Source organism: Acinetobacter colistiniresistens (assembly GCF_024582815.1).
Lineage (GTDB): Bacteria > Pseudomonadota > Gammaproteobacteria > Pseudomonadales > Moraxellaceae > Acinetobacter.
Genome location: NZ_CP102099.1, coordinates 1,482,933 through 1,508,151 on the forward strand (window position 1 = coordinate 1,482,933; position 25,219 = coordinate 1,508,151).

A 25,219-nucleotide genomic window follows, 5' to 3' on the forward strand; every position below is an offset into this window, starting at 1 on the left:
TATGTTAGTCAACTATTAATCAAATTTTTCTTAATTCATTAGTTTTATGCTTTATTAATTACATCTCACAAGCCTTACCCTCATATTCATAACGGTTAACCTTGTAAGCTTGACCATCCCAACGATAAATGGCAAAGCAGAATCCAGGTCCACCATTCTCAATATCAGGCCAGCCATTTTTTCCTGTCGTTTTTAGTAATTCTAGTATACCAGAATTACTAAATAATTGCTTCCATTCTCCATTTTTTTGCTGGGAAACTACATAATAACCAACCCCTGTATTGCCATAACACATGGTGCCGTAATCTGAAACGATTGCATCTTTTAGCCCATCACCGTTTAAATCGGCATAAGCTGTAATTTCACCGACTGAACAATCACTTTTCCAGCCTTTTTTACTTTTTGTAAAACCTGCTGCTTTAAAAATAGCATTCGTATCGGCTTTAGGGACTTGAGGTATTTGTGCAAAATTAGAATTGCTGATCAAAAGCAAACAGGTACTCAGGAGTAATCTATTTTTCATAAGTTGAATGATCATGTCAGTTTTAATTTAAAAATTTATTGTGTGGATATTTTACCCTATAAAAACCAAAAAACCCGCTCTAAAGCGGGTTTTCTTTTGAAATCAGATCAGTTTAACCAATCAATTTTTTCATTAATTCATTCACTTGAGCAGGGTTAGCTTTGCCTTTTGCAGCTTTCATAACTTGACCAACAAGACCGTTAAAGGCTTTTTCTTTACCAGACTTGTACTCTTCAACCATTTTTTCATTGGCTGCAAGCACGTCTTTGATAATCGCTTCAATCGCGCCGGTATCGGTTTCTTGCTTTAAGCCTTTCTCAGCAATGATGTCATCCGCAGATTTTCCTTCTGCTTCCCACATAAAGCCAAACACTTGCTTTGCGATTTTACCGTTGATGGTATTGTCGATAATGCGTGCAATCATGCCGCCCAATTGCTCAGCAGAAACAGGAGAGTCCGCCAATTCCAGGCCAGCTTTGTTTAAAGCGCCTGAGAATTCACCCATTACCCAGTTTGCAGAGACTTTACCTTGTGCAGCACCGCCAGCAGCGACTACAACTGCTTCGTAGAAGTCCGCCATTTCGCGTGACAGCGTCAATACATGCGCATCGTACTCAGTCACACCGAAGTCAGCGATAAAGCGCGCACGGCGCGCTTTAGGCAGTTCTGGAAGGGCAGCGCGTGCCGCTTCGATCTGCTCGTCAGCAATGATCACAGGTAATAAATCTGGATCTGGGAAGTAGCGATAGTCGTTCGCTTCTTCTTTTGAGCGCATTGAACGGGTTTCCATCTTGTTCGGATCGAACAAACGGGTTTCCTGATCAATCTCGCCGCCGTATTCCAAGATTTCCATCTGGCGTTCAATTTCAACATTGATCGCTTGCTCAATGAAACGGAATGAGTTGAGGTTTTTCAACTCGCAACGCGTACCAAAAGGTTGACCCGGACGACGGAGTGATACGTTACAGTCAGCACGGAATGAACCTTCTGCCATGTTACCGTCAGAAATTCCTAACCAACGCACGAGCGTGTGAATCGACTTGATATAGGCAACCGCTTCTTCAACTGAACGCATATCTGGCTCAGATACGATTTCAAGCAATGGTGTGCCCGCACGGTTTAAGTCGATACCCGACATACCTTCGAATTGGTCATGGATCGATTTGCCTGCATCTTCTTCAAGATGGGCACGAGTCACGCCTATACGCTTCACAGTGCCATCTTCAAGCTGGATGTCGATATGACCCAAGCCAACAATCGGATTGTCCATCTGGCTGATCTGGTAGCCTTTTGGCGAATCTGGGTAGAAATAGTTCTTACGCGCAAATACCGAGGCTTGGTCGATATAGGCATCAATCCCCAAACCGAAGCGAATCGCAAGATCAACCACTTCCGCATTCAATACAGGCAATACGCCCGGCATGGCTAAATCAACAAGGCTGGCTTGCGTATTTGGGTCTTGACCAAATTCAGTCGATGAACCAGAGAAGATTTTAGACTTGGTCGCCAACTGCGTGTGGATCTCGATCCCGATAACGACTTCCCAACCGTCAATTAACTTTAACTTTTGAGCTTCAGCCATTATGCATTCTCCTCAGCAATTGCCGCACGTTTGGTATGCCAGTCTGTGTTTTGTTGATATTGATGCACAATCGAAAGCAATTGTGATTCTGACCAGTAGTTACCAATCAACTGTAAGCCCACAGGCAAGCTGTCTTTATCAAAGCCAACAGGTGCGTTGATGGCAGGTAGACCTGCCAAGTTCACAGCAAGGGTATAGATATCGCCTAAATACATTTCAGTCGGGCTGAGATTCGCACCGATTTTGTAAGCAGTGGTTGGTGCAGATGGTGCAGCAATCACGTCGACATTTTCAAATGCTTTAAGGAAGTCTTGCTGAATCAAGCGACGTACTTTTTGTGCTTTCACATAGTAAGCATCGTAGTAACCCGCAGAAAGGGCATAAGTCCCGATCAGGATACGACGTTGTACTTCGGCACCAAAACCTTCTGAACGTGAACGTTTGTACAAGTCCATCAAGTCCACAGGATTTTCACAACGGTAGCCATAACGTACACCATCAAAACGTGATAGGTTCGAAGAGGCTTCCGCAGGTGCGATCAAGTAGTAGGTTGGTACATAGGCTTCAGTCATGTTGAGATCAATCTCAACCAAGGTCGCGCCCATGTCTTCAAGCTTTTTCAACGATTCTTCAACGCGTGCTTTCACATCAGTGTCTAAACCTGCCACATTGAAGTATTGCTTTGGAATACCAATGCGTAGGCCTTTCACCGCTGTGCCGTTTAAGTTGGCAACGTAATCGTCCACTTCTTTGTTGATTGAAGTCGAGTCTTTGGCATCATGACCTGCAATCACATTCATCAAATACGCACAGTCTTCTGCCGAACGCGCCATTGGGCCGCCCTGATCCAGTGATGATGCATACGCAATCATACCGAAGCGAGATACACGACCATAGGTCGGTTTTAAGCCAGTTAAGCCGCAGAATGAAGCAGGTTGACGAATGGAGCCACCCGTATCGGTTCCTGTTGCGATCGGCGCAAGATCAGCCGCGACAGCCGCAGCAGAACCACCAGATGAACCACCCGGAACATGATCCAGTGCCCAAGGATTCGAGGTTGCACCGACATAAGAGTTTTCAGAGGTTGAGCCCATTGCGAACTCATCCATGTTCACCTTACCTAAAGTCACGAGACCCGCAGCTTTCGCTTTTGCAACCACCGTTGCATCGTATGGTGAAATGAAGTTATCCAGCATTTTTGAACCGGCAGTGGTTTTAATGCCTTGGGTACAAAAAATATCTTTGTGCGCAAGCGGAATACCTGCCAGCGCATGGGCATTGCCTGCTTTCAGTGCAGCATCAGCCGCATTTGCTTCCGCAAGCGCCTGTTCTGTAGTCACTGTTACATAACTTTTTACTTTTGGGTCAATTTGGGCAATACGCTTCAAATAATGTTCAGTCAATTCGCGTGATGAAAATTGGGCTGTTTTTAAGCCTTCAGAGAGTTCACGGATTGATAAGCGATGTAAATCTGTCATATGAAAAATTTCTTTACATTCTAAATATAAAATATTGACTAATCGAATAAATCTTATTCAATTACGCGAGGTACGAGGTACAAACCTGCTTCTGTAGCAGGCGCGACCGCTTGATATTCATCACGATGGTTGCTTTCAGTCACAACGTCAGCGCGTAGGGGTTGCGGGTTGTCAAATGGGCTCTTTAAAGGCTCAACATCATCGGTATTAATGCCTTTCAAGCTTTCCATCATGCCAAGGATTTTATTTAAACTTTGAGCATATTCAGCAGATTGCGTGTCATTGAGAGATAAACGTGCAAGGTGTGCAATTTGCGATACCGTTTGCGCATTTAAGTCTGTTGTCTGCTGAGCATCTGATGATGTAGACATAACTTTACCTAATTCAGTATTAAAAAATTTCAAAATATCGTGCGTTATAATAAGCGATTGACTTGTTCAAATCATCACATTTAGTTAAAGTTGCCACCTTGTATTCACACAAAGTTTAATTGAGAACGCCCCCGTGATTCTAAAACGACTAATTGGCTTGTTTTCGCCGGATTTAGCCATTGATTTAGGTACTGCAAATACACTTATTTATGCACCAGGCCGTGGCATTATATTAAATGAACCAACTGTTGTGGCAATTCGCCATAGTGGTTCACAAAAAATTGTTGCCGCTGTAGGTCTCGATGCTAAACAAATGTTAGGTCGTACACCAGCGAATATTTCAGCGATTCGTCCTATGAAAGACGGTGTGATTGCTGACTTTGAAGTGACTGAGACCATGTTGAATCAGTTTATTGGCAAAGTGCATGAAAAGCGTTTATTCCCACCAGCACCACGTGTCGTGGTGTGTGTACCATGTAAATCAACCTTGGTTGAGCGTCGTGCAATTCGTGAGGCTGTATTCAATGCAGGTGCACGTGATGTTCGCTTAATCGAAGAACCGATGGCTGCAGCAATTGGCGCAGGTATGCCAGTTGAGCAAGCATGTGGTTCGATGGTGGTTGATGTGGGTGGTGGAACGACTGAAATAGCAATCATTTCATTACAAGGTTGTGTTTACGCAGACTCATTACGCATCGGCGGTGATGTGTTTGATGAACAGATCATCAACTACGTTCGTAAAGCGCACGGTTGTGTGATCGGGGAAACCACAGCTGAAGTGATCAAGAAAGAAGTGGGTATGGCTGTGACTGACGGCAAAACCCTCGAAATCGAAGTTCGTGGCCGTAACTTGGCTGAGGGTGTACCTCGCGCGATTACGGTGACTTCTGATGAAATCACACAAGCAATTGCCGATCCTTTACAAAGCATCGTGAGTGCAGTGAAATCTGCGCTTGAGCAAACACCACCTGAGCTGTCTTCGGATATTGCAGAGCGTGGTATCGTGTTGACAGGTGGCGGTGCATTGTTGCGTAACCTCGATAAATTGCTTGCTCAGGAAACAGGTTTACCTGTGATTGTTGCAGATGATCCTTTAACTTGTGTCACTCGTGGTGGTGGTAAAGTATTAGAGTTCTTTGACAATCCAAACCATGACATGCTTTTCGTTGGTTAAATCATAAGGACTAGGCGGTGCAACCGAATCTTTTTTCAAGACAACCGCCATCTTTTCGCTCATTTGTCATTGCGGTCATTACATGTTTGGTGGTGCTTTTCTTTGATTGGCGCATGCCCTATGTAATTCAGCCAGCAAGGGATGTCTTGTATGCCGCGTATAACCCGATTTATGCGCTGGCAAGCTATCCTGTACTGTCGCGAGAATGGCTTAATCAACAAACCAAATCTGAAGCTCAATTGCGCCGTGAAAATACCGCGATGCAAGCAGAACTTCTTCAAGCTCAAGTCCGTCTACAAAAACTTTCAGAACTTTCTGCGGAAAATAACCGTTTAAGAGGGCTTTTGGATACCCCATTGATTATTGATGGGCGTATGCAGATTGCGGAAGTGATTGGAACGGATGCAGACCCATTGCGCCATATTATTATCGTTAACCGTGGTTCCGTCGATCATTTAAGAGTCGGGCAGACGGTGTTGGATGATAAAGGGATTATGGGACAGATTATTAATGTCTATCCTCATAGCGCGCGTATCATGCTGCTTTCTGATAAAGAACATTCGTTGTCAGTACGTTTAGAACGGACAGGCATGCGTGCAATCATTTCAGGTACAGGTGATTTGGGTCAACTCAAAATGGAATATGTACCAACCAGTGCCAATATTCAGGTTGGAGACAAAGTGTTTAGTTCCGGTTTGGGTGAACATTTTCCAGCAGGTTATTTAGTGGGTACTGTATCTAAAGTCAGTCGACATACGTCGGGTGAGTTTGCTGAAATTGATGTCACGCCGGCAGCTCAACTTGCCAGTGGTCATCATGTGGTGGTGCTATTCTCTGAATCCTTAGCGCAGGAGCAACCTTATGCCGATCGCTAAGTTAAATTATGAGAAGCGTAAAGATCCACTCTGGATGATTATCCTGTCTATTGTGGTGGGTTCAGTACTCATGGTCTATCCAATGGCCTATGAGGCCTCTGGATGGCGTCCATGTGTCATGCTGATGATCATGCTGTTCTGGATTCTCTATCAGCCCGTGTGGTGTGGGGTCTGGTTTGCATTTGGCATGGGACTTTTTGCTGATCTGTTGCTGGACGCACCATTTGGCTTAAATGCGCTGAGTTTTGTCATTATCACTTTTGGAATACGTTATTTTATTCGGGAACGCCGTATTCTGACTTTTGGCAATTCATGGGCAATTGCGCTGATTGCAGTGGTTGCACATCTGACATTTTTGTGGATTAGCCAGACCATCGCAGGCGCGCACTTTTCGATTGCACGACACTGGCAACCCTTGGTGAGCAGTGTGCTGGTATGGCCTTTAGTTTATTATTGTTTACATAAATGGCGCATATAATTCTCGCATCAAGCTCGCCTCGTCGGCAGGAGCTGTTACAGCAACTAGGACTGGATTTCGATACCTATCGTCCAGATGTCGATGAGACGGTGCGGGATGGCGAAACAGTTGCGCATTATGTCGAGCGCTTGGCGCGAGATAAGGCACGGATTGTTTTAAATAAATATCCAGATGCCATCGTGATTGCAGCAGATACCAGTTTAAGTTTCGCTGGGCAGATTATTGGCAAACCAGAGTCGAAGCAGCATGCTTTTGCTATCTGGTCTGCACTTTCTGGGCAATGGCACGATGTCTACTCTGGTGTTTGTGTGGCAAGCACGACTCAGATGTTGAGTACCGTGGTGGCAACGCAAGTTGAGTTACAACAACTCAGTCATGCAGACATGGAAAAATATTGGGCAACAGGCGAGCCGATAGGCAAAGCGGGTGCGTATGCAATACAGGGAATTGCAGCGCAATATATTCCGCAAATCCGTGGCAGCTATAGTAATGTGGTTGGTTTGCCTTTGCATGAGACAGCACAGTTATTAGAAAGGGTTAAAGCACTACGCTAACACTTTCGGGTATAAGAATTTTTATAAAGTTTTGAGTTTGTTATGGCAGAAGAGTTGCTGATTAACGTCACGCCGATGGAATGTCGTGTGGCCTTGATTGAAAATGGTACGGTCAATGAACTATTTGTTGAACGAACTGTAAAACGTGGCTTAGTAGGGAATATCTACAAAGGCAAAGTAGTCCGTGTACTCCCAGGGATGCAAGCTGCTTTTGTGGATATCGGTTTGTCTCGAACCGCTTTTTTGCATATTAACGATATGGTGTGGTCGCGTTCGCAGCCAACCCCCAACGTTTTTGAGCTGTTACACCCCGGTCAAATGCTGACTGTTCAAGTCATGAAAGACATGCTTGGCACTAAAGGCGCACGTCTCAGTACCGATCTTTCCATTCCTTCTCGTTATCTGGTGTTGATGCCTTATGGCAACCATATTGGTGTGTCACAACGGATCGAGTCTGAAGAAGAACGTGATCGTTTGCGTGGCATTATTGAAGGCATTCAGGCTGAACATAATTTACCAGGCAGTGTGATTGTGCGTACGGCTGCTGAAGGGGTCGATGATGCTGCGATTGCGCAGGACATGTGCTATCTGAGCAAGCTGTGGGAATTTATTCAGCGTAAACAAAAAGAAGCTGCAACTGCTGAACTGATTTTTGAAGAATTACCTTTACCGCAACGGATTGTGCGTGACTTGGCCAGTGATGAAACTGCGAAGATTTATGTCGACTCGCGTGAGATTCATGGCAAGCTGAGCGAGTTTGTGAGTGAGTTTGTGCCGACCATTCAAAACCGTTTAATCCATTATCCGGGCGAAAAGCCGTTATTCGATTTATACAATGTCGAAGAGGATATTCAAAAAGCCTTACAAACTCGCGTGGCACTGAAGTCAGGTGGTTATCTGATGATTGACCAGACCGAGGCCATGACCACCATTGATGTGAATACCGGTTCTTATGTCGGTGGTCGCAGTTTGGAAGACACCGTATTTAAAACCAATATGGAAGCCACTCAGGTAATTGCAAGGCAACTTCGTCTGCGTAATTTGGGTGGTATTATCATTATTGATTTTATTGACATGCAAGAAGCCGAGCATCGTGAAGAGGTGATGCGTCAGTTTGAGCGTATGCTGGAACGTGATCACGCCAAAACTAAAATTACGCAGGTTTCTGAGTTGGGTCTGGTCGAAATGACCCGTAAGCGTACCCGTGAATCTTTAGAACATTTGTTGTGTGAGTCATGCCCAACCTGTCAGGGGCGCGGTTATGTGAAAACAGCAGAGACAGTATGTTACGAGATATTTCGCGAGATCTTGCGTTATGCCCGTGCATTTGATTCCAAGGGTGGCTTTACTGTCGTTGCACATCCAGCAGTGATTGACCGCTTACTAACAGCAGAAGCCCCAGCTGTCGCGGATTTAGAACATTTTATTAATCGTGTGATTAAATTCCAGGTTGAAAATCTGTATACGCAAGAGCAATACGATATCATTTTAACCTAAAGTTGTAACAAGATTTCGCTTAAGCCTTGTTACAACTGAAATTTTACTTTCTATCACGAATTTTAAATACTAGAACCATAAAATGAGCCATAGGTACTTTTAGGTGCCTTAGCAAATAATATGAGGTATAGATCATGAATGTGAGTGAAAGTTTAGTGAACCACGGTTTTAAGCATGTTTTGGACAGTAATCCTGTAAACACATGTTATATGGTAGACAGTCAAGGTAAAGAAGTTCAGATTACCACGGCAATGATTCGTTTGGCTTGCCACCAGCTGTTGCAGCGTTGTCGCACAATTAAAAAATAAGGGGCCATTGAAAGCCCCTTAATTTTTCTCTGGGCAATTAATTTGCCACTTTCTGCGGTAAATCCTGAATGGCTTGTTCAAAGCGTTGAATTTCATCTTCTAAGTGAGTGAGTAAGTTTTGCATCTTAGGCAAAGCATTACGGCACGCAATCAAACCCACTTCCAATTTATCCAAATAACTTGTCATGGTGATATTGAGCGCCTGACCATCCATTACAATTGATGCAGGGTAGAGCGCATCTAACTTCGCACCATTCCAATATAAAGGCTCGCGTGGACCAGGTACATTAGAAATGACCAGATTGAAAGCTTGGCGTTTCGGGAGCATACCTGACGCAATATTTAAACCTGCGGGACCATATACAACCGCACTATAGTTCAAGATTTCATTGGCGGTCATACGACTAAAACGCTGTTTAGAGTTTTGTACGCTACGGCGAATAATTTCCAGACGCTCAATCGGATCTTCAATATGCGTGGCAAGATTGGCCAGAATCATGGTGATACGGTTACTGACATCTGAATCATCAGTACGAACTGAAGCAGGTACCATCGCAATGAGCGGTTTCTTTGGTAAACTGTTATGACTGAGCAAATATTCCCGTAAAGCACCTGAGCATACGGCTAAAATGACATCGTTTAAGGTCACGCCCAATGATTTGGCAATACGGCGGAAACGTTCGAGCTCAAAAGATTGTGCTGCAAAGCGACGTGAAGAGCTTACACGTTGATTTAATATTGAAGGGGGGGCCTGAAAGGTCGAGACATAATCTGGATTTTTGCCCATTTCTTTAAAAATAGTCTGGGAAAGTTCTTGCATAACTTTCGGCGCAACTTCCAGTTGCGATTTGATCCCTTCCATCACACCTTTAATTTTACTGACCGTTGGTGGTTTCGGGGCTTTAAGACGTTTGGTGCGTTTTCCTTCTACACACCAGAGTGGCACCACATGTTTTTCATTCGGGTCTTGCGAAAGTGATTTTTCAATCAGACGCATACCGGCTACGCCATCGACCATGGCATGATGGATTTTGAAATACATGGCGAAGCGATTGCCCTCAATGCCTTCAATAATGTCACAGGTCCAAAGTGGCTTGGCACGATCAATTAAAGAACTGTGCTGTTGCGAGATGTACACCAGAAGTTCACGAATACGTCCCGGATTGGGTAAGGCAATATGGCGGAAATGATGGTCGAGATCAAATTCGCTGTCCTCACCCCAAAATAAACCATTCAATTGGTTATTGAATGGGGGAACGGGAATGCTCTTAGATTGTCGAATTTCATTGACGAGATCATGAACAAATGTGGGTGACGCATTCTCTGGAAGCTCAAACAAAAACAACCCACCTACATGCATAGGTTGTTGTCTTTTCTCTAGCGAGAGAAAGATAAAATCAATGGGGTGTAGTGGGCGCATAGCAGATCTAGCCTCTCATCGCATTTTTTCTAAGATACTCTCTTGGAGCTCTTATTAGAATTATTGGAACCGTTCTGCGCAGTATATACTGTTTGTTCTGGTTAAAATATGACTTTAGACAACCGAGTCAGCGAAAATAAAACCACTGACGAATCAGTGGTTTTAATATACCAAATCTTTAATTGATTATTTTTTGAGGTTGCCAGCATGTAGGCCGCATTCTTTATGCGTGGCCTCTTCCCACCACCAGCGACCTTCGCGTTCATGTTGATTTGGCAACACTGCGCGTGTACATGGCTCACAACCAATTGAAATAAAACCACGTTCATGCAATGGGTTATATGGAATTTCCATCATTCGGATATAACTCCATACATCAGCACTGCTCCAGTTCGCCAGTGGATTATATTTAATCAACTGCTTGCCCTCACCAGAAAAACCGACATCCGCTTGAATCACAGGCACTTCGCTACGGGTCGGACTTTGATCCTTGCGCTGGCCCGTAATCCAGCCATCTAAGGTTGCCAGTTTCTTACGTAGAGGTTGTACCTTACGGATTCCACAACATTCCTGATGTCCATCTTCAAAAAAGCTAAACAGGCCTTTTTCAGTGACGAATTGCTGAACAGCAGTAGACTCCGGGAAGCAAATTTCAATATCGATCTTATAATGCTTACGAACTGTTTCAATGAACTGGTAAGTCTCTGCATGTAAACGTCCCGTATCCAGACTAAACACACGGAAGGGCTTACCTAGACGCGAGGCAATATCAATTAGAACAACATCTTCTGCACCAGAAAATGAAATTGCGATTTCACCTTGCTGGCTTAATGCAAGTTCTAAAATTTCTCGTGGCGATTTATCTGCGTATTCAGCAGCGAACGCATCTACAAGGTCAATAGTCGGAATAACAGTCATGGATGTTCCTGGCGATAGGCTTGGGCACAATTGTAAATCATTCGAAGCAAAGCAGTTTGCTTATGTCAGATTTTAATCTTGCAGAATATGTGATTTTATTCCACAACAGCACAAAAATTGAATAATCTTAGTGCTATGATACAGCAATTTTTAACCAACATTGGAAGCATTCATGGAAATCGTATGCCTAGATCTTGAAGGGGTTTTAGTTCCAGAAATCTGGATCAACTTTGCAAAAAAAACAGGGATTAAAGAACTAGAAGCCACCACACGTGATATTCCGGATTACGATGTGTTGATGACACAACGTCTGAATATCTTAAAACAGCATGGTTTGGGCTTAAATGATATTCAGGCAGTGATTGCAGATATGGGCCCTTTTGAAGGAGCCAAAGAGTTTGTTGAGTGGGTACGTACCCATTTCCAACTGATTATTTTATCAGATACTTTTTATGAGTTTGCTCATCCATTGATGAAGCAATTGGGATGGCCAACCATTTTCTGTCATAAACTTGAAACCGATAAAAATGGCATGATCACAGCTTATAAATTACGTCAACCTGATCAAAAGCGTCAGGCGGTAAAAGCATTACATGGTTTGAATTTCCGCGTGATTGCAGCAGGGGATTCTTATAATGATACCACCATGCTGGGTGAAGCAGATCATGGTTTCCTGTTCGATGCACCAGCAAATGTGATTGCAGAATTCCCTCAATTCCCGCCATTGCATGGTTATGAAGCACTTAAACAGGCGATTCGTTCGGTATCGCAACGTGATATTCCAGAATAACTCGTCCTCTCTAACCCTCCTTTGCTAAAGGAGGGAACTGCCCCTCTTGATTAAAGAGGGGCTGGTAGAGATTTTTTAGAATTTATAACCAATCTTTAGACCATAGGCGATGGCATTGTTATTTTCAAACTCTGCGACATAGGCTGGCGTATTAAATTGTGAACCTGATTGTGCTTTTGCATCGCCCAGCCAGAAGTATTTCACACCACCTGCGATAAAATAATTTGGAGCAGGGCTGTATTGAACACCAACCCCTACATTCCAGTAGCCTTCAGTTGGCCCAAGTGTGGTGACTGGGTTACCTGCGCCAGAGTCCCAACCAACGGATAGATTACCTGCCCATTGGTCGTTAAATTTACGACCAATACCTGTTGTAATTGAATATTGATCATCGGTATAGGCAACCAGATCAAAACCCTCTTTTTTACCTGTTGCCGCAACGATTGGTGGTAAGGTTGAAGCCGCACCAAATTTATAGGGACGGATGGCGAAGTCTTTCCAGTTCACCCAGCGTAAATTGGCAAATGCAACGGTGTTTTCCATAATTCCAGTTTGGAAATCGAGGTTGATCGATTGTGGGGTGGTGATTTCAGTTGTACCTTCTGAATGATTAATTTTATTTAGAACTGCATCCAAACCTGCACTGCCAGTCATGCCTGCAATACCATGATTTTCATAAGCATTCATTTCATGCTTGATTTTTGCACGGTAAGTCAAAGAAGCTTTGAGTGCAATTTCAGGAATTTGATAAGCAACACCCGCTAACCAGCCAACGGCTTCATCTTTGCCTGTTTTGAAGTCATAACCACTGTAGGCATTATAACTTTTGCCACGTAACAGTACGGTACTATCTAGGGTTTGATAGACCGCACCCGCATAAATATTCCAGTTTTGATTCGGTTGATAACCGAGTAGCAGATTTAAGTTTTCAGTATCAACTGTAACTGATGTGCCGCCTTTAAATGGAACAGGGCGGCTTTCGATAAAGTTACTTTTGCCCGTGTATTCTGCATCTGCGCCATAGGGCTGATCATAAATCAAACCAATCGAAAGTTTTTCTGTGGCTTGAATTTTTAAGGCTGCATTGGGCGCGTAATAGTGATTGGCCATATCACCTGTATTATTTTTAGATGTGTCTTTACCCGAAACACTCGGATCTAGAACGGTGATACCTGCTTCAAAATAGTTATTTGGCTGTAAAAAAGCGGCAATTGATTGACCTGAGCGATCCAGTGCTGCGGCGAATGTTGTTGTTGGAACTAAGCTAAGTAGAAGAGCCGTTTGAATAGCATTCAGCTTCATTAATATGTTCTCTCAAATCACTTTGTAACAGAATGGCGCGAAAAGTAACATAGTTTTTATTCGCTTAAATAATTTACAAATGTCAATAAATGAACGGTAAAGTCACTGAAAATACTTGAGCATTCACGGTTTTTATTGATGGTTTTAAACTTTGTATCACTGCTGATTTATTTAGTTATGATTTTGATTTTATTTATTAAAGTTGTATAAAAAAGGCCATCCCAAGATGACCTTTTATTGAAAACTGTGGATTAGAAGCGATAGCCCATTTTTAAGCCATAGGCGATTGCATTGTTGTCTTTAAACTCTGCAACATATTCATTTCCACCTGCTTGAGCACCAGTTTGTGCTTTAGCATCGCCTAACCAGAAATATTTCACGCCAGCAGCAATAAAGGTTGCTGGCGTCGGGCTAAATTGAAGACCGACACCCACGTTCCAATAACCTTCTGTAGGACCAAGTGTTGTTACAGGGTTACCTGCACCAGAGTCCCAACCTACAGAAACGTTACCAGCCCATTGTTCGCTTAGCTTACGGCCAACACCTGCGTTAACAGACCATTGATCATCAGAATATTCAACTAAGTTGAAACCGTTTGGACGACCAACTAAACCACCGATTTGTTGAGACAATAAACCGAACTTGTATGGTTGGATTGCAAAGTCTTTCCAGTTGACCCAGCGAACGTTTGCAAACGCAACTGTATTCGCCATGATACCTGTTTGGAAATCTAAGTTAACAGACTGTGGCGTTGTAATTTTGGTCTTTTTACCCGCACTGCCTTCTTCAAGTGCTTGTGCTTGAGCTAATGCTTGAGCAGGAGTAATGCCCAGTAAACCTGCTAACACGGCTGGGTTGTTAACCAACGCAGAGGTTACAGAGAAATTTTCATTAATATTTACTTTGTGATCGATTTCTGAACGATATGTCAAAGATGCTTTAAGCGCAATCTCAGGAATTTGATAAGCTGCACCGACTAACCAACCAGCACCGCCAGTTTCTTTGATATTCGCATCATAGCCATTGTAGATACTATAAGCTGTACCACGTAGGTTTACATTACCTTTAACTGTTTGGTAAACACCACCAGCATACAGGTTGATGTTTTTAACTGGTTGATAGCCAAAAACAAGAGAAATATTTTGCGTATCTACTTTTACTGAAGTATTACCTTCGCCTAAAGCTGCATTTGCATCAGCAAGACCTTTTTGTAATGCTTTTACTGGTGCACTATTTAAGAAGCCTTGAGTGACTGCTGCTTGAGCCTGAGCAGGGGTCATACCACCTTGCACAAGTCCAGCAATTTGCTGTTGGCCTGTTGGAGAGCTTAAATAATCAGTTACTTTCTTTTGTACTAAAGCATTTGTTTTTTCAACAGGTAGAACAGTATCAGAGCCAGGGTTCGATACAAAAACGTTGTTTCCAGAATATTGAGCATTTGCACCATAAGGTTGGTCGTATAATAAACCGAAAGAAACGTTGTCAGTCAGTTGTAATTTTAATGCTGCGCTAGGGAAATAATAGTCATCCGCCATATCCCCAATTTTTCGTGTTGTTGATGATGTGCCAGCTTCTTGGCCTTTCACTGTTGGGTCTAGAACCGAAATACCCGCTTCAAAATAGTTACCCGGCTGAAAAAAAGCAGACATAGATTGACCTGAACGGTCTAACGCAGCTGCAAAAACTCCAGTTGCAGGCAGCGTTGCTAAAATCATGGCAGTGCTAAGATGTTTTAATTTCATTGTAAATCTTTCCTTGAACTTCAAGATTCTTAAGTGTTAAGAAGCTATGATCTGACAACAAAAAAGTTATCTATCGTGATTGGCTATAACTTCATGTAACAAAAATACCATAATTAGAATAAGAGTAAATGTTCTAAATGAACTATGCAGTATGCTGGTTTTGTTGAAATTGGATAAAAATAAATCTTAAAAATTTATATACATATGTGTTTTTATTTGTAAAATAATGATAAATATAAATTATTCTTCTCAAATAATAATCGTTATTTTTTGCATTTTTCAAAATAATGTTTTTATTTGGTCAAAGATTTTTGTAAAAATGAGATTTATTTCTCCACATATGCCTTTTAGGCAAAATTTTAAGCGGATCAGATCAGTCTTGAATAATTTTACGCAAAATTTACGCCTTGCACTTTTTTCAATATAGAGAATTTACGTCCCTCATTTCCATACTAAAGCTGACCTATTTTTTAAATGGCATTTGCTATGTGGGAATTTATTTCTGTCTTTATTGTTTCATTGCTATTGGCTTATCCACTTGGCATTTATCTTGCCGATGTGATGCAAGCCAAACCAATGAAAAGTGACTGTTTGTTTAAATGGATTGAGCAGCCAATCTACGCATTTCTCAATGTAAAGCAGGTCGGAATGAACTGGCGACAATATCTCACTGCATTTCTACTCAGCAACCTGTTATTGCTTGGGGCAAGCGTCATCATTTTAATGACTCAGGCATGGTTACCACTGAATCCAGATCATATTCCCAATATGAATTGGGACTTGGCTTTACATACCACCATTTCATTTTTGACCAATACCAATCAGCAACATTATTCTGGACAGGCTCAGTTGTCCTATCTATCGCAAATGACAGTGATTGTCGGTTTACAGTATCTGTCTCCGATTATGGGACTGGCATTATTGGCTGCAATGCTAAGAGCCATGTTTTTACAATCTAATCATGCGCAAAGTAACGATAAAAAGCGTTGGAACCAGATCAATCTGGGTAATTACTGGATGGATATCATTCGGCCTTTATTTCGATTCTTTATTCCTTTAGGTCTTGTCCTGTCTGTATTTTTGACCTTTCAAGGTGTTCCTGCAACATTGTCTGCAGGGCCAACAGCACAAGTTCTAGATCAGACCACAGAAGTTAAAACACAACATATTCCGCTTGGTCCAGTTGCACCCATGGTAGCGATTAAACAGCTTGGCAGTAATGGTGGAGGGTGGTATGGCCCAAATAGCAGTGTGCCTTTGGAAAATCCAACGCCTTTATCTAATGTGATGGAGATGATTGCGATTTTACTGATCCCACTGTCAGTCGTATTTATGGTGGGACGTTTTATCCAGCGTAAAAAATTAATGTGGATGATTTTTGGCACCATGTTGTTGATGTCATTGGCTTCGACTGTATTGACTCTATGGGCTGAAAAATCATCTTTAACTCCAAATCTGGCTGTGATGGAGGGCAAGGAGTTCCGGTTTGGTGTGGAGGCTTCTGCACTTTGGGGTAGCTTAACCACCCAAGTGAATAACGGCTCAGTCAATATGATGCATGACTCAGAATCTCCACTGACAGGACTGGTTGAACTCTGCAATATGCTGATTAATGCCATCTGGGGAGGCATTGGTTGTGGTCTATTACAGTTCTTTATTTATCTGTTTTTAGCGGTCTTCATTGCAGGTTTGATGACTGGACGTACTCCTGAACTGTTCGGCCGAAAAATTGAAGTTACCGAAATTAAGTTGTTGGCGCTGGTGATTTTATTACAGCCCGTGGTGATTCTTGGATTGACCGCAATCGCGATTGCTTTCCCATCCCTGACAGCCAACTCAAATCCAGCTTTTCACGGTATTAGCCAAGTGTTCTATGAGTATGTCTCAGCCTATGCCAATAACGGTTCTGGTTTTGCAGGGTTGGGTAATAACACACTCTGGTGGAATTTGAGTACGAGCATTGCGTTATTAGCTGGGCGTTATAGCGTATTGATTATTCCTGTTTTGATTGCCGTCAGTTTAGCAACTAAACCACAAGCCACTGAAAGTAAAGGCTCTTTACATATTGAATCTCCTACCTTTGCACTGACTTTGATCGGCATCGTACTGATTCTGACCTTATTGCAATTCATGCCAGTGTTGGTGATTGGCCCAATTGCCGATTATTTATCAATAAAAGTTTAAGTGTGGAGCAAATACAATGAAACACTCAAATGCGACACAACAGCTGGATATTTTGAATAAAGAAGTTATCCAGCAGACTTTTTATAAACTGTTACCTCAACATGCGTTTAAAAATCCAGTGATGGCCTGCGTCTGGATCGGAACTGTCCTAAGCCTCATCGCAACCATAATGGGGAATGCAAGTCTGGTTTTTGGCTTGGTGTTAAGCAGTATCTTGTTGGTGACCGTATTATTTGCCAATTATGCAGAGGCTGTTGCGGAAGCTAAAGGGCGTGGACAAGCGGCTTCATTGCGTCAAGCGCGCGAGAATTTAACAGCAAACCGCGTTGCTGATTTGGATGCACTCCCGGAAGTTGTTTCTGCAAATCTATTAAAAAAAGGTGATTTGGTCATCGTTAAAGCAGGGGAAATTGTGCCTGCAGATGGTGAAATCATTCAAGGTTTTGCCACTATCAATGAATCAGCGGTCACAGGGGAGTCTGCACCAGTATTGCGTGAAGCCAATACGGATCGTTCAGGGGTGATTGGTGGAACCAAAGTGTTATCCGATCAAATTACAGTTTGTGTTAGTAACGAAGCTGGTCATAGCTTTTTAGATCGCATGATTGCTTTGGTTGAAGGCGCTAACCGTCAAAAAACACCGAATGAAATTGCACTGGGTGTTTTACTGAATATCATGACCCTCACCTTTATTGTGGTGGTGGCAACCCTGCCATTTATTGGGGCAATGGTCGGTGTCAAAATCAGCTTGGTCTTATTAATTGCGCTGTTGGTGTGCTTGATTCCAACCACAATTGGCGGTTTGTTACCTGCAATTGGAATTGCAGGGATGAACCGTGCTTTAAAAGCCAATGTTCTGGCTAAATCTGGTAAGGCTGTTGAGGTTGCGGGTGATATCGATGTATTGCTGCTGGATAAAACGGGAACGATCACCTATGGTGACCGCCAAGCCACAGCCTTTTATCCACTGGCAGGTGTGAGTCCAAATGAGTTGCGCCAAGCTGCTATGCTGACCTCTTTTGCAGATCCAACCCCTGAGGGGAAATCTGTGGTCAGTCTAGGCAAAGAATTGGGGGAACATATTCAAGAGCCGAAAGATGCAGAATTTATTCAGTTTAGTGCATCGACACGGCTGTCTGGCGTCGATTTGGCCACTGGGCAACGCATTCGTAAAGGTGCTGTTGATGCCATTCTTAAATTTACCGAGCAAAATATTCAGGACAACTTTGAACTCAAGACTCGCGTCGAACAAGTGGCTTCTAAAGGTGCAACACCTTTGGTGGTAGCCTCAAATCATAATATTCTCGGTGTGATTGAACTCTCCGATGTCATCAAGCAGGGCATTAAAGAACGTTTTGCGCTGTTGCGTGAAATGGGGATTAAAACCATCATGGTTACAGGCGATAACCCGTTAACCGCTGCAGCAATTGCGGCTGAAGCTGGAGTAGATGACTATATTGCCGAAGCCAAACCCGAAGATAAACTGGCCTGTATTCGTCTAGAACAAGCAGCAGGTAAGCTGGTGGCGATGGTGGGGGATGGTACCAATGATGCGCCTGCTTTAGCCCAAGCGGATATTGGCCTCGCCATGAACTCTGGGACTCAGGCAGCTAAAGAGGCGGGTAATATGGTGGATTTGGATTCGGATCCAACCAAATTACTGGATGTGGTTGAAATCGGGAAACAACAGCTAATTACGCGTGGAGCATTAACCACTTTTTCCCTTGCTAACGATGTTTCCAAGTACTTTGTGATTTTGCCTGCGTTATTTGCTGTGGCAATTCCTCAACTGGATGTACTGAATATCTTGCGCTTAAGTAGTCCAAGCAGCGCTGTGATTTCCGCGCTGATCTTTAATGCGTTAATTATTCCAATGCTGATTCCACTTGCCTTAAGAGGAGTTCAGTTTAAGCCTGCCAGTGCTCTGCAATTATTACGCCGTAATATGCTGATTTATGGTGTGGGTGGGGTGATCTTTCCGTTTATTGCGATCAAGTTGATTGACCTTGTTGTGTCATTGTGGATTTAGGAGTGAAAAATGAATACATTAGAAAATCTTCCATTGTCTGTAGATACACACGCGTTATTACGTCCTGCTTTAGGGCTGATTTTGGTCGGCTTTTTAATTGCTGGTGCGCTGTATAGTGGTGCTGGTGTCGCGCTGGGACAGTTATTCTTTCCCAAACAGGCCAATGGCAGTTTAATTGAGCTTAATGGCAAGATTATCGGTTCAAGCTTAGCTGGACAAAGCTTTGTCAGTGAGCAATATTTTCATGCGCGTCCAAGTGCATCCAACTATCAATTGGATACAATGGCTGGGAGTAATCTGGCTATTTCAAACCCAGTACTGCAAAAACAGATTAAGGAAAGAACAATGCAGTTTGCTCAGAATAATCATATTTCCGGGCAGCAGGTTCCACTTGAAATGATTACTGCATCAGGCAGTGGTATTGATCCAGACATTTCACCAGCAAGTGCGTTATTGCAGGTAAAACGTGTAGCACAGCAGCGTCATTTGTCTGAGCAGCAGCTACATAATTTAGTACAACAACAGATTCAACCTGTTCAATTAGGTTTGTATGGGCAAGCACGAATTAATGTGCTGAAATTGAATCTGGCATTAGATCAATTGTCATCGACCCAACGTTGATAGAGCACAGGATATGCAGATCGACCGAAATAATAAAGCAGATGCATGGTTGGCGCATAGTCAACGGGAGCAATCTGGTCGTTTAACCATTTTCTTGGGTGCGGCACCAGGTGTGGGAAAAACCTATGCCATGCTGACACGGGCACATGAGTTGATGCAGCAAGGTTCTCATGTGGTGGTGGGCGTGGTGGAAACGCATGGTCGATCTGATACCGAGCGTTTAATTCAAGGCTTGAATGTGATTCCAAGAAAGGCCGTGGACTATCAGGGTCGTATTTTGGAAGAGATGGATCTTGATCAGATCCTTAAATTAAAGCCTGAAATTGTGTTGGTGGATGAACTCGCACATCGTAATGTGCCAAATAGTCGGCATGAATACCGTTGGCAAGATGTCAATGAACTGTTGGATGCAGGGATTGATGTCTATAGCACCTTAAATATTCAGCATCTGGAAAGTCTCAATGATGTGGTCTATCAAATTACAGGGATTCGCGTTAGCGAAACAGTTCCGGATGCATTGCTCAAACGTTTGAAAGATATTCGCTTGGTTGATCTGCCTGTGCCTGAGCTGTTAGAGCGTATGAATCACGGCAAGATTTATTTAGCGGATGTTGCACCGCATGCCTTACAGGGATTTTTCAAGCCCGCACATTTAACTGCTTTACGTGATCTCGCGATTCAAACGGTGGCAGGGCAAGTTGAAATGGATTATCGGGAAAAATTTGTCGCACAGGGACAAATCATTCCCATTCAAAATCATGTGATGTTAGCGATTGATGGGTCTGAGTTTTCAGAAGATTTGGTACGACGTGCACACCGTATTGCTGAAAGACGTAATGCGATATGGAGTGTCATCTCGATTCAAAAAAGCAAGATTGAAAACAAGCAAACTTTCGCCGTGACTAAAGCGTTTAATTTGGCACGTAAACTTGGTGCCGATACGTATTTACTATATAGCAATCATATTGCTTCTACGATTTTACAAGCGGCTTATGACTATGGGGCATCCAATATTTTATTGGGGAAAAGTGCTAAAAAATCAGTATGGCAGCGCTTATTTTCAGATCATATTGCCGATCAGTTATTAGAGAAACAGCATCCTTTTGAGATTACTTTTGTGCAACCATTAAAAAGTAAAAATCAAAGCACTGTACCCAACGTAGATCATTCTTATCGTGCTTGGTTAGAGCAGGGCCTGGCCTTTAATCCGCGTGAGCTCGTTGAAAGTATCGTGATAGTGTTGTTGGGCCTAATCGCCGCGACGGTCAGTGATCATTTCATTGGTTATAGTGAACTGGCCTTAATTTTTGTGGTTACTGTGCTGGTGGTGGCGATGCGTGCAAGGATGCTGATTACTATCATTAGCGTGTTCATCTGTTTCCTGCTGTATAACTATCTATTTATTGAACCCCGCTTTACCTTTCGAATCAGTGCTGAACGTGGGGTCATGACCATTATTATTTTCATTGTCTCTGCTTTGTTGGTCGGACGGTTGGCTAATCAGTTACGTGCTCAGGTGCTGAGCTTGCGTGCTGCAAATTCAGTTTCATTGCAACTACAGGAGTTGGAACGAAAGCTTTCAGTTTGTGTGGATATTGAACAGGTTTTAAATGTTGCCAAACAACATGTAGAAAGTGCTTTGAAGGCAACAGTTTGGCTAAGGGTTGGCACGCAAATGCTGGATGATCATGTGCGCTTAAATGAAAAAGATCAGATTGCTGCTGATTGGACTCAAAAAAATGGTAAACCCTGTGGACGTTTTACCAATACATTGACTCAGTCTGAATGGTGGTTTAACCCCTTAAACCTAGAGGGCGAGCATGGTGTGATTGCGATTCGATTTCAGCCAGATACAATGCCCATAAACTTTGAACAACAACGTTTGGCTGAATTGATGATTGAAGATATTGCACAAACGGTCTCACGGGTGCAGTTATCTTTACAGCTGGAGAATTCCAGAGTGGTTGCTGAAACAGAAAAATTGCGTTCAGCCTTACTCTCTTCTGTATCCCACGATCTGCGTTCACCACTGGCAGCAATGATTGGTTCAGCAGATAGTCTGAAATACTACGGTGAACAGATGTCTGAAACGGATCGGAATGAATTACTGGATACTATTCATGTTGAGGGCGAGCGTCTGGATCGTTATATTCAAAATTTATTGGATATGACCCGTTTGGGACATCAGGGCTTAACCCTGAGTCGTGCTTGGATTGGTGTGGATGAATTAATTGGATCGGCAACACAGCGGTTAAAGCGCTATCAGCCTCAGTTGAACATTGATGTCTCTATTCAAGAGAACATCCCGCAGTTGTATGTACATCCTGCCTTGATTGAACAAGCGATTTTCAATGTCTTGGAAAATGCCGCAAAGTTTTCACCTGATGATAAGCCTATTGAGGTCGACATTCAGCAGGTAGAAAATGTCTTACAAATCGACATTGTGGATCAGGGTGTGGGTATTCCAGAACAAGAACGTGAACAGATCTTTGACATGTTTTATACCATGCAGCGTGGAGATCGAGGTAAAACGGGAACGGGATTAGGTCTTGCAATTGTAAAAGCGATTATTGGGGCGCATATGGGCAGTATTGAAGCTTTGGTGGGGCCATATGGTCAAGGCTCTTTAATTCGAATACGATTACCACTTCATCAGGATTAAAAGTATATTCATGCCACAGACAATGAATCCACATGCATCGATTCTTATTATTGATGATGAGCCGCAAATTCGGAAATTTCTGGACATTGCCCTACGTGCGCAAGGCTATCAGGTACAGGTGGCTGAAAATGGAATGAAGGGCTTGGAAATTCTGGCATCACGCGGTGCTGATTTATTGATTCTGGATTTAGGGCTGCCTGATATGGATGGGCAGGAGGTGCTGATTGAATTGCGGCAATGGAGTGATATTCCTGTGATTGTGCTTTCAGCACGTCCAGATGAGAATCAGAAAATTCAGCTCTTGGATGCGGGTGCCAATGATTATGTAACCAAGCCTTTTAGTATTCAGGAGCTCTGTGCCCGAATTCGGGTCATGTTTCGCAATAAGCCACAACCGTCTGAGCACAATCTGGTGTTTAATGATGGACAACTTTGGGTGGATGTGGCTGAACATGCGGCCAAACTGGCTGGTGAAGACATTACCTTAACCAAAAAAGAATTTCAGTTGTTGGCCCTGTTGATTCGTCATCAAGGCAAGATTGTGACGCAAAAACAAATCATGACCGAGTTATGGGGCATTAGCCATGAAGAGGATACCCACTATCTTAGAATCTTGGTCAAAAAACTCAGAACTAAAATAGGGGATTCCGCAGTGACGCCCAAGTATATTTTCACCATTGCGGGAGTTGGATTACGCTTTGGTGAATAATGAGTCTATGTTGTCGTTGTAATGAGCCATTATGAGTTTAGTAAAAAATCAGCATATGCTGCGCGTAGCTCTGTCTTAACAATTTTCCCGGTACCGTTGATCGGGAGCGCATCAACAAAAATGACGGCATCTGGAATCTGCCAAGAGGCAATTTTATCGGCAAAATAGGTCAGCAGGTCTTGTTCGGTTAATGATGAATGTTCTTGTTTTACCGCAATTAAAATTGGACGTTCATCCCATTTGGGGTGGCGTGCAGCAATTGCGGCAGCCATACGAATTTCAGGATGGCCTACGGCAATATTCTCTATTTCAACAGATGAAATCCATTCACCACCTGATTTGATTAAATCTTTAGCGCGATCGCGGATGGTCATGTAACCATCAGAATCAATGGTTGCGATATCCCCTGTATCAAACCAACCATCTGAAGTCAGAGAGCTTTTTGCTTGATTGAAATAGTGGTCAACCACCCATGGGCCACGAACCTGTAAATTTCCTTGTGTCTGCCCATCATTTGCGAGCGGTGTCATAGTTTTTTCATCAACAATACGTAATTCTATACCAAAAGGTGGACGACCTTGGCTTTGGCGTAATTTCTCAAGTTGCTCCGTATTTAATGTCTCATGTTTTGCCTTGGGTTGATTGGCTGTGCCCAGTGGACTTATTTCTGACATCCCCCATGCATGAATCGTGTCACAATGATAAGTGTCTCTAAATTCACGGATGATAGACGGTGGGCAGGTTGCGCCACCAACAACATTGCGCTGCAGACTTTGCAAGCGGCTGCCTGTTTTTTGGGCAGCAAGCAATAGGCCTTGCCAAATGGTAGGAACCCCCAAGGCCACTGTTACTTTATAATCATCAATTAAACGAACGAGGCTATCCCCATCTAAATTTGGACCAGGCAGAATGAGCGAACTCCCGACCATTGCTGCTGCATAGGGAATACCCCATGCATTGACATGGAACATGGGAACCACAGGCATGACAATATCTCGAGCAGAAATATTTAAAGAGTCGGGGAGTGCAATGGCCATTGTATGCAGTAAGGTCGAACGATGGCTATATAAGACTCCTTTGGGATTCCCCGTGGTGCCCGAGGTATAACATAAGGAGCTCGGTGTTTCTTCCTTGAATTGCGGCCAATCAAATTCTACGGATTGATCTTGAATTAACTCATCATAAAAAATAACGTTTGGAAGTGCGTTAGCGACGCTTTCATCATAGGCGCTTAAACAGATCAATTTTTCAACCGAAGGAATTTTATCCTCAAGCGCACTGATTAATGGTAAAAATGTACTGTCGAAGAAAATAACTTTATCTTGAGCATCATGAATAATAAAGGTCAACTGCTCTGGAAATAATCGAGGGTTAATCGTATGGCAAACATAACCGCATCCAGAAATGGCATACCATGATTCTAGGTGACGGCGGTTATTCCATGCGATTGTGGCAATACGATCACCCTCGCTTAAATTAAACGCCTTGAAAGCATTTGCTAAGCGTTTACTATTCTGCTGGATGTGTTTCCAATTCGTAGTGCTGAGTTGGCCATCGATTTCACGTGAAAAAATGGCCGTATCTGCGTGATATTTTGCTGCATGCTCTATTAAGTTACTAATCAATAAATCCTGATGTATCATTTTTCCAAACATTTTTTATCCTTTTCACTACTTGGTGCGGTCAATGCTGCTGTGAACCTGAAGTTCACTGTCTTAATATTTATGGTGAATGACTGAAATAAAATGATATTTAAAAGACAAGTTCATGAGGAGTGATATCTCTAGAGATGTACCACACCTCGAGTACAGTGAGAACTTGATGCGTAGCAAAATGAAAGTAGCATTGAGAAAAATAGTGGTCAATATGAAAGCGAATTTTATTCATATTAATCATGCAAAGGCTGAATAATTCAACACGTTTCAGCTTGTTGACTCGCTTCAACGCCATAAAGACGGTTATGGTAATTTGAATGCATAAATTTTAGAAAAAATTAAAAAAG

At 43.0% G+C, this 25,219-nt stretch carries 21 protein-coding genes; 12 read left to right on the forward strand and 9 right to left on the reverse strand.

The window, feature by feature from the left end:
* Positions 1-58: 58 nt before the first annotated feature.
* From NQU59_RS07180 to gatC, 4 genes are all read right to left on the reverse strand, one after another.
* Entirely contained in the window at positions 59-538 is a 480-nt protein-coding gene (locus tag NQU59_RS07180) for a hypothetical protein (RefSeq protein ID WP_257065469.1), read from the reverse strand.
* Between the two features lie 97 nt (positions 539-635).
* A complete protein-coding gene (gene gatB / locus NQU59_RS07185) occupies positions 636-2,105 on the reverse strand; it encodes an Asp-tRNA(Asn)/Glu-tRNA(Gln) amidotransferase subunit GatB (protein WP_257065470.1) in 1,470 nt (489 codons plus the stop codon).
* Complete coding sequence (gene gatA, locus NQU59_RS07190) at positions 2,105-3,583, reverse strand: Asp-tRNA(Asn)/Glu-tRNA(Gln) amidotransferase subunit GatA (RefSeq protein ID WP_257065472.1); 1,479 nt, start codon at positions 3,581-3,583, stop codon at positions 2,105-2,107. Before gatA ends, gatB begins: the two co-directional genes overlap by 1 nt.
* 53 nt (positions 3,584-3,636) lie before the next feature.
* Complete coding sequence (gatC, locus tag NQU59_RS07195) at positions 3,637-3,954, reverse strand: Asp-tRNA(Asn)/Glu-tRNA(Gln) amidotransferase subunit GatC (RefSeq protein ID WP_004652310.1); 318 nt, start codon at positions 3,952-3,954, stop codon at positions 3,637-3,639.
* 133 nt (positions 3,955-4,087) lie between these two features.
* On the opposite strand from gatC, the gene NQU59_RS07200 reads away from it, so the two are divergent.
* From NQU59_RS07200 to NQU59_RS07225, 6 genes are all read left to right on the forward strand, one after another.
* On the forward strand, positions 4,088-5,128 hold the full coding sequence (locus tag NQU59_RS07200) for a rod shape-determining protein (RefSeq protein WP_005226999.1): 1,041 nt from the start codon (positions 4,088-4,090) through the stop codon (positions 5,126-5,128).
* A gap of 17 nt (positions 5,129-5,145) precedes the next feature.
* Positions 5,146-6,003 carry a rod shape-determining protein MreC gene (gene mreC, locus NQU59_RS07205; RefSeq protein ID WP_005243984.1) on the forward strand — a complete coding sequence of 286 codons (858 nt, stop codon included), beginning with the start codon at positions 5,146-5,148 and terminating at the stop codon, positions 6,001-6,003.
* Positions 5,990-6,481 carry a rod shape-determining protein MreD gene (gene mreD / locus NQU59_RS07210; protein ID WP_005243982.1) on the forward strand — a complete coding sequence of 164 codons (492 nt, stop codon included), beginning with the start codon at positions 5,990-5,992 and terminating at the stop codon, positions 6,479-6,481. Before mreC ends, mreD begins: the two co-directional genes overlap by 14 nt.
* Positions 6,469-7,035 carry a Maf-like protein gene (locus tag NQU59_RS07215; RefSeq protein ID WP_257065477.1) on the forward strand — a complete coding sequence of 189 codons (567 nt, stop codon included), beginning with the start codon at positions 6,469-6,471 and terminating at the stop codon, positions 7,033-7,035. The genes mreD and NQU59_RS07215 overlap by 13 nt, the downstream gene beginning before the upstream one ends.
* Positions 7,036-7,077: 42 nt before the next feature.
* Positions 7,078-8,532, forward strand: coding sequence for a ribonuclease G (gene rng / locus NQU59_RS07220; protein ID WP_043972646.1), 1,455 nt, complete (start codon positions 7,078-7,080; stop codon positions 8,530-8,532).
* Between the two features lie 134 nt (positions 8,533-8,666).
* On the forward strand, positions 8,667-8,840 hold the full coding sequence (locus NQU59_RS07225; RefSeq protein WP_005243969.1) for a PA1571 family protein: 174 nt from the start codon (positions 8,667-8,669) through the stop codon (positions 8,838-8,840).
* Positions 8,841-8,877: 37 nt separating this feature from the next.
* Here the strand turns inward: NQU59_RS07225 and NQU59_RS07230 are convergent, their stop codons facing one another.
* Both NQU59_RS07230 and NQU59_RS07235 read right to left on the reverse strand, forming a co-directional pair.
* Complete coding sequence (locus NQU59_RS07230; protein WP_005243968.1) at positions 8,878-10,260, reverse strand: WS/DGAT/MGAT family O-acyltransferase; 1,383 nt, start codon at positions 10,258-10,260, stop codon at positions 8,878-8,880.
* Between the two features lie 186 nt (positions 10,261-10,446).
* The gene (locus NQU59_RS07235) at positions 10,447-11,178 is read right to left on the reverse strand and encodes a phosphoadenylyl-sulfate reductase (protein ID WP_005243966.1); all 732 of its coding nucleotides are present in this window, start codon (positions 11,176-11,178) and stop codon (positions 10,447-10,449) included.
* A 172-nt stretch (positions 11,179-11,350) separates the two neighbouring features.
* Here NQU59_RS07235 and thrH point away from each other — a divergent pair, with 172 nt between their 5' ends.
* Positions 11,351-11,968, forward strand: coding sequence for a bifunctional phosphoserine phosphatase/homoserine phosphotransferase ThrH (gene thrH, locus NQU59_RS07240; protein ID WP_033134753.1), 618 nt, complete (start codon positions 11,351-11,353; stop codon positions 11,966-11,968).
* Between the two features lie 75 nt (positions 11,969-12,043).
* Here thrH and NQU59_RS07245 read toward each other — a convergent pair whose 3' ends face one another.
* Together NQU59_RS07245 and NQU59_RS07250 are read right to left on the reverse strand one after the other, a co-directional pair.
* Entirely contained in the window at positions 12,044-13,270 is a 1,227-nt protein-coding gene (locus NQU59_RS07245; RefSeq protein ID WP_257065483.1) for an OmpP1/FadL family transporter, read from the reverse strand.
* A 251-nt stretch (positions 13,271-13,521) separates the two neighbouring features.
* Positions 13,522-15,012 carry a long-chain fatty acid transporter gene (locus tag NQU59_RS07250; RefSeq protein WP_005243962.1) on the reverse strand — a complete coding sequence of 497 codons (1,491 nt, stop codon included), beginning with the start codon at positions 15,010-15,012 and terminating at the stop codon, positions 13,522-13,524.
* 486 nt (positions 15,013-15,498) lie between these two features.
* Between NQU59_RS07250 and kdpA the strand changes: the two genes are divergently transcribed.
* Genes kdpA through NQU59_RS07275 form a run of 5 tightly spaced genes read left to right on the forward strand, consistent with a single transcriptional unit; the run spans position 15,499 to position 23,217 of the window.
* On the forward strand, positions 15,499-17,196 hold the full coding sequence (kdpA, locus tag NQU59_RS07255) for a potassium-transporting ATPase subunit KdpA (protein ID WP_043972652.1): 1,698 nt from the start codon (positions 15,499-15,501) through the stop codon (positions 17,194-17,196).
* 16 nt (positions 17,197-17,212) lie between these two features.
* Positions 17,213-19,225: a potassium-transporting ATPase subunit KdpB gene (gene kdpB, locus NQU59_RS07260; protein WP_257065493.1), complete on the forward strand. Its 2,013-nt coding sequence runs from the start codon at positions 17,213-17,215 to the stop codon at positions 19,223-19,225.
* Positions 19,226-19,234: 9 nt separating this feature from the next.
* Positions 19,235-19,846 carry a potassium-transporting ATPase subunit KdpC gene (kdpC, locus tag NQU59_RS07265; protein ID WP_005243955.1) on the forward strand — a complete coding sequence of 204 codons (612 nt, stop codon included), beginning with the start codon at positions 19,235-19,237 and terminating at the stop codon, positions 19,844-19,846.
* A gap of 13 nt (positions 19,847-19,859) precedes the next feature.
* Entirely contained in the window at positions 19,860-22,508 is a 2,649-nt protein-coding gene (locus NQU59_RS07270; protein ID WP_257065495.1) for a sensor histidine kinase, read from the forward strand.
* 10 nt (positions 22,509-22,518) lie between these two features.
* Positions 22,519-23,217: a response regulator gene (locus tag NQU59_RS07275; RefSeq protein WP_005243950.1), complete on the forward strand. Its 699-nt coding sequence runs from the start codon at positions 22,519-22,521 to the stop codon at positions 23,215-23,217.
* A 29-nt stretch (positions 23,218-23,246) separates the two neighbouring features.
* Here NQU59_RS07275 and NQU59_RS07280 read toward each other — a convergent pair whose 3' ends face one another.
* Positions 23,247-24,872 carry a long-chain fatty acid--CoA ligase gene (locus NQU59_RS07280; RefSeq protein ID WP_005243948.1) on the reverse strand — a complete coding sequence of 542 codons (1,626 nt, stop codon included), beginning with the start codon at positions 24,870-24,872 and terminating at the stop codon, positions 23,247-23,249.
* Positions 24,873-25,219: the final 347 nt, after the last annotated feature.

Excerpts from the sequence above, each read along its gene's own strand:
- NQU59_RS07280 (WP_005243948.1), bottom strand. The coding sequence starts at position 24,872 with ATGTTTGGAAAAATGATACATCAGGATTTATTGATTAGTAACTTAATA.
- gatA (WP_257065472.1), bottom strand. The coding sequence starts at position 3,583 with ATGACAGATTTACATCGCTTATCAATCCGTGAACTCTCTGAAGGCTTA.
- NQU59_RS07275 (WP_005243950.1), top strand. The coding sequence starts at position 22,519 with ATGCCACAGACAATGAATCCACATGCATCGATTCTTATTATTGATGAT.
- NQU59_RS07180 (WP_257065469.1), bottom strand. The coding sequence starts at position 538 with ATGATCATTCAACTTATGAAAAATAGATTACTCCTGAGTACCTGTTTG.
- rng (WP_043972646.1), top strand. The coding sequence starts at position 7,078 with ATGGCAGAAGAGTTGCTGATTAACGTCACGCCGATGGAATGTCGTGTG.
- gatC (WP_004652310.1), bottom strand. The coding sequence starts at position 3,954 with ATGTCTACATCATCAGATGCTCAGCAGACAACAGACTTAAATGCGCAA.
- gatB (WP_257065470.1), bottom strand. The coding sequence starts at position 2,105 with ATGGCTGAAGCTCAAAAGTTAAAGTTAATTGACGGTTGGGAAGTCGTT.
- NQU59_RS07235 (WP_005243966.1), bottom strand. The coding sequence starts at position 11,178 with ATGACTGTTATTCCGACTATTGACCTTGTAGATGCGTTCGCTGCTGAA.
- NQU59_RS07250 (WP_005243962.1), bottom strand. The coding sequence starts at position 15,012 with ATGAAATTAAAACATCTTAGCACTGCCATGATTTTAGCAACGCTGCCT.
- mreD (WP_005243982.1), top strand. The coding sequence starts at position 5,990 with ATGCCGATCGCTAAGTTAAATTATGAGAAGCGTAAAGATCCACTCTGG.
- thrH (WP_033134753.1), top strand. The coding sequence starts at position 11,351 with ATGGAAATCGTATGCCTAGATCTTGAAGGGGTTTTAGTTCCAGAAATC.
- NQU59_RS07225 (WP_005243969.1), top strand. The coding sequence starts at position 8,667 with ATGAATGTGAGTGAAAGTTTAGTGAACCACGGTTTTAAGCATGTTTTG.
- kdpC (WP_005243955.1), top strand. The coding sequence starts at position 19,235 with ATGAATACATTAGAAAATCTTCCATTGTCTGTAGATACACACGCGTTA.
- kdpB (WP_257065493.1), top strand. The coding sequence starts at position 17,213 with ATGAAACACTCAAATGCGACACAACAGCTGGATATTTTGAATAAAGAA.
- NQU59_RS07215 (WP_257065477.1), top strand. The coding sequence starts at position 6,469 with ATGGCGCATATAATTCTCGCATCAAGCTCGCCTCGTCGGCAGGAGCTG.
- NQU59_RS07270 (WP_257065495.1), top strand. The coding sequence starts at position 19,860 with ATGCAGATCGACCGAAATAATAAAGCAGATGCATGGTTGGCGCATAGT.
- NQU59_RS07230 (WP_005243968.1), bottom strand. The coding sequence starts at position 10,260 with ATGCGCCCACTACACCCCATTGATTTTATCTTTCTCTCGCTAGAGAAA.
- NQU59_RS07245 (WP_257065483.1), bottom strand. The coding sequence starts at position 13,270 with ATGAAGCTGAATGCTATTCAAACGGCTCTTCTACTTAGCTTAGTTCCA.
- kdpA (WP_043972652.1), top strand. The coding sequence starts at position 15,499 with ATGTGGGAATTTATTTCTGTCTTTATTGTTTCATTGCTATTGGCTTAT.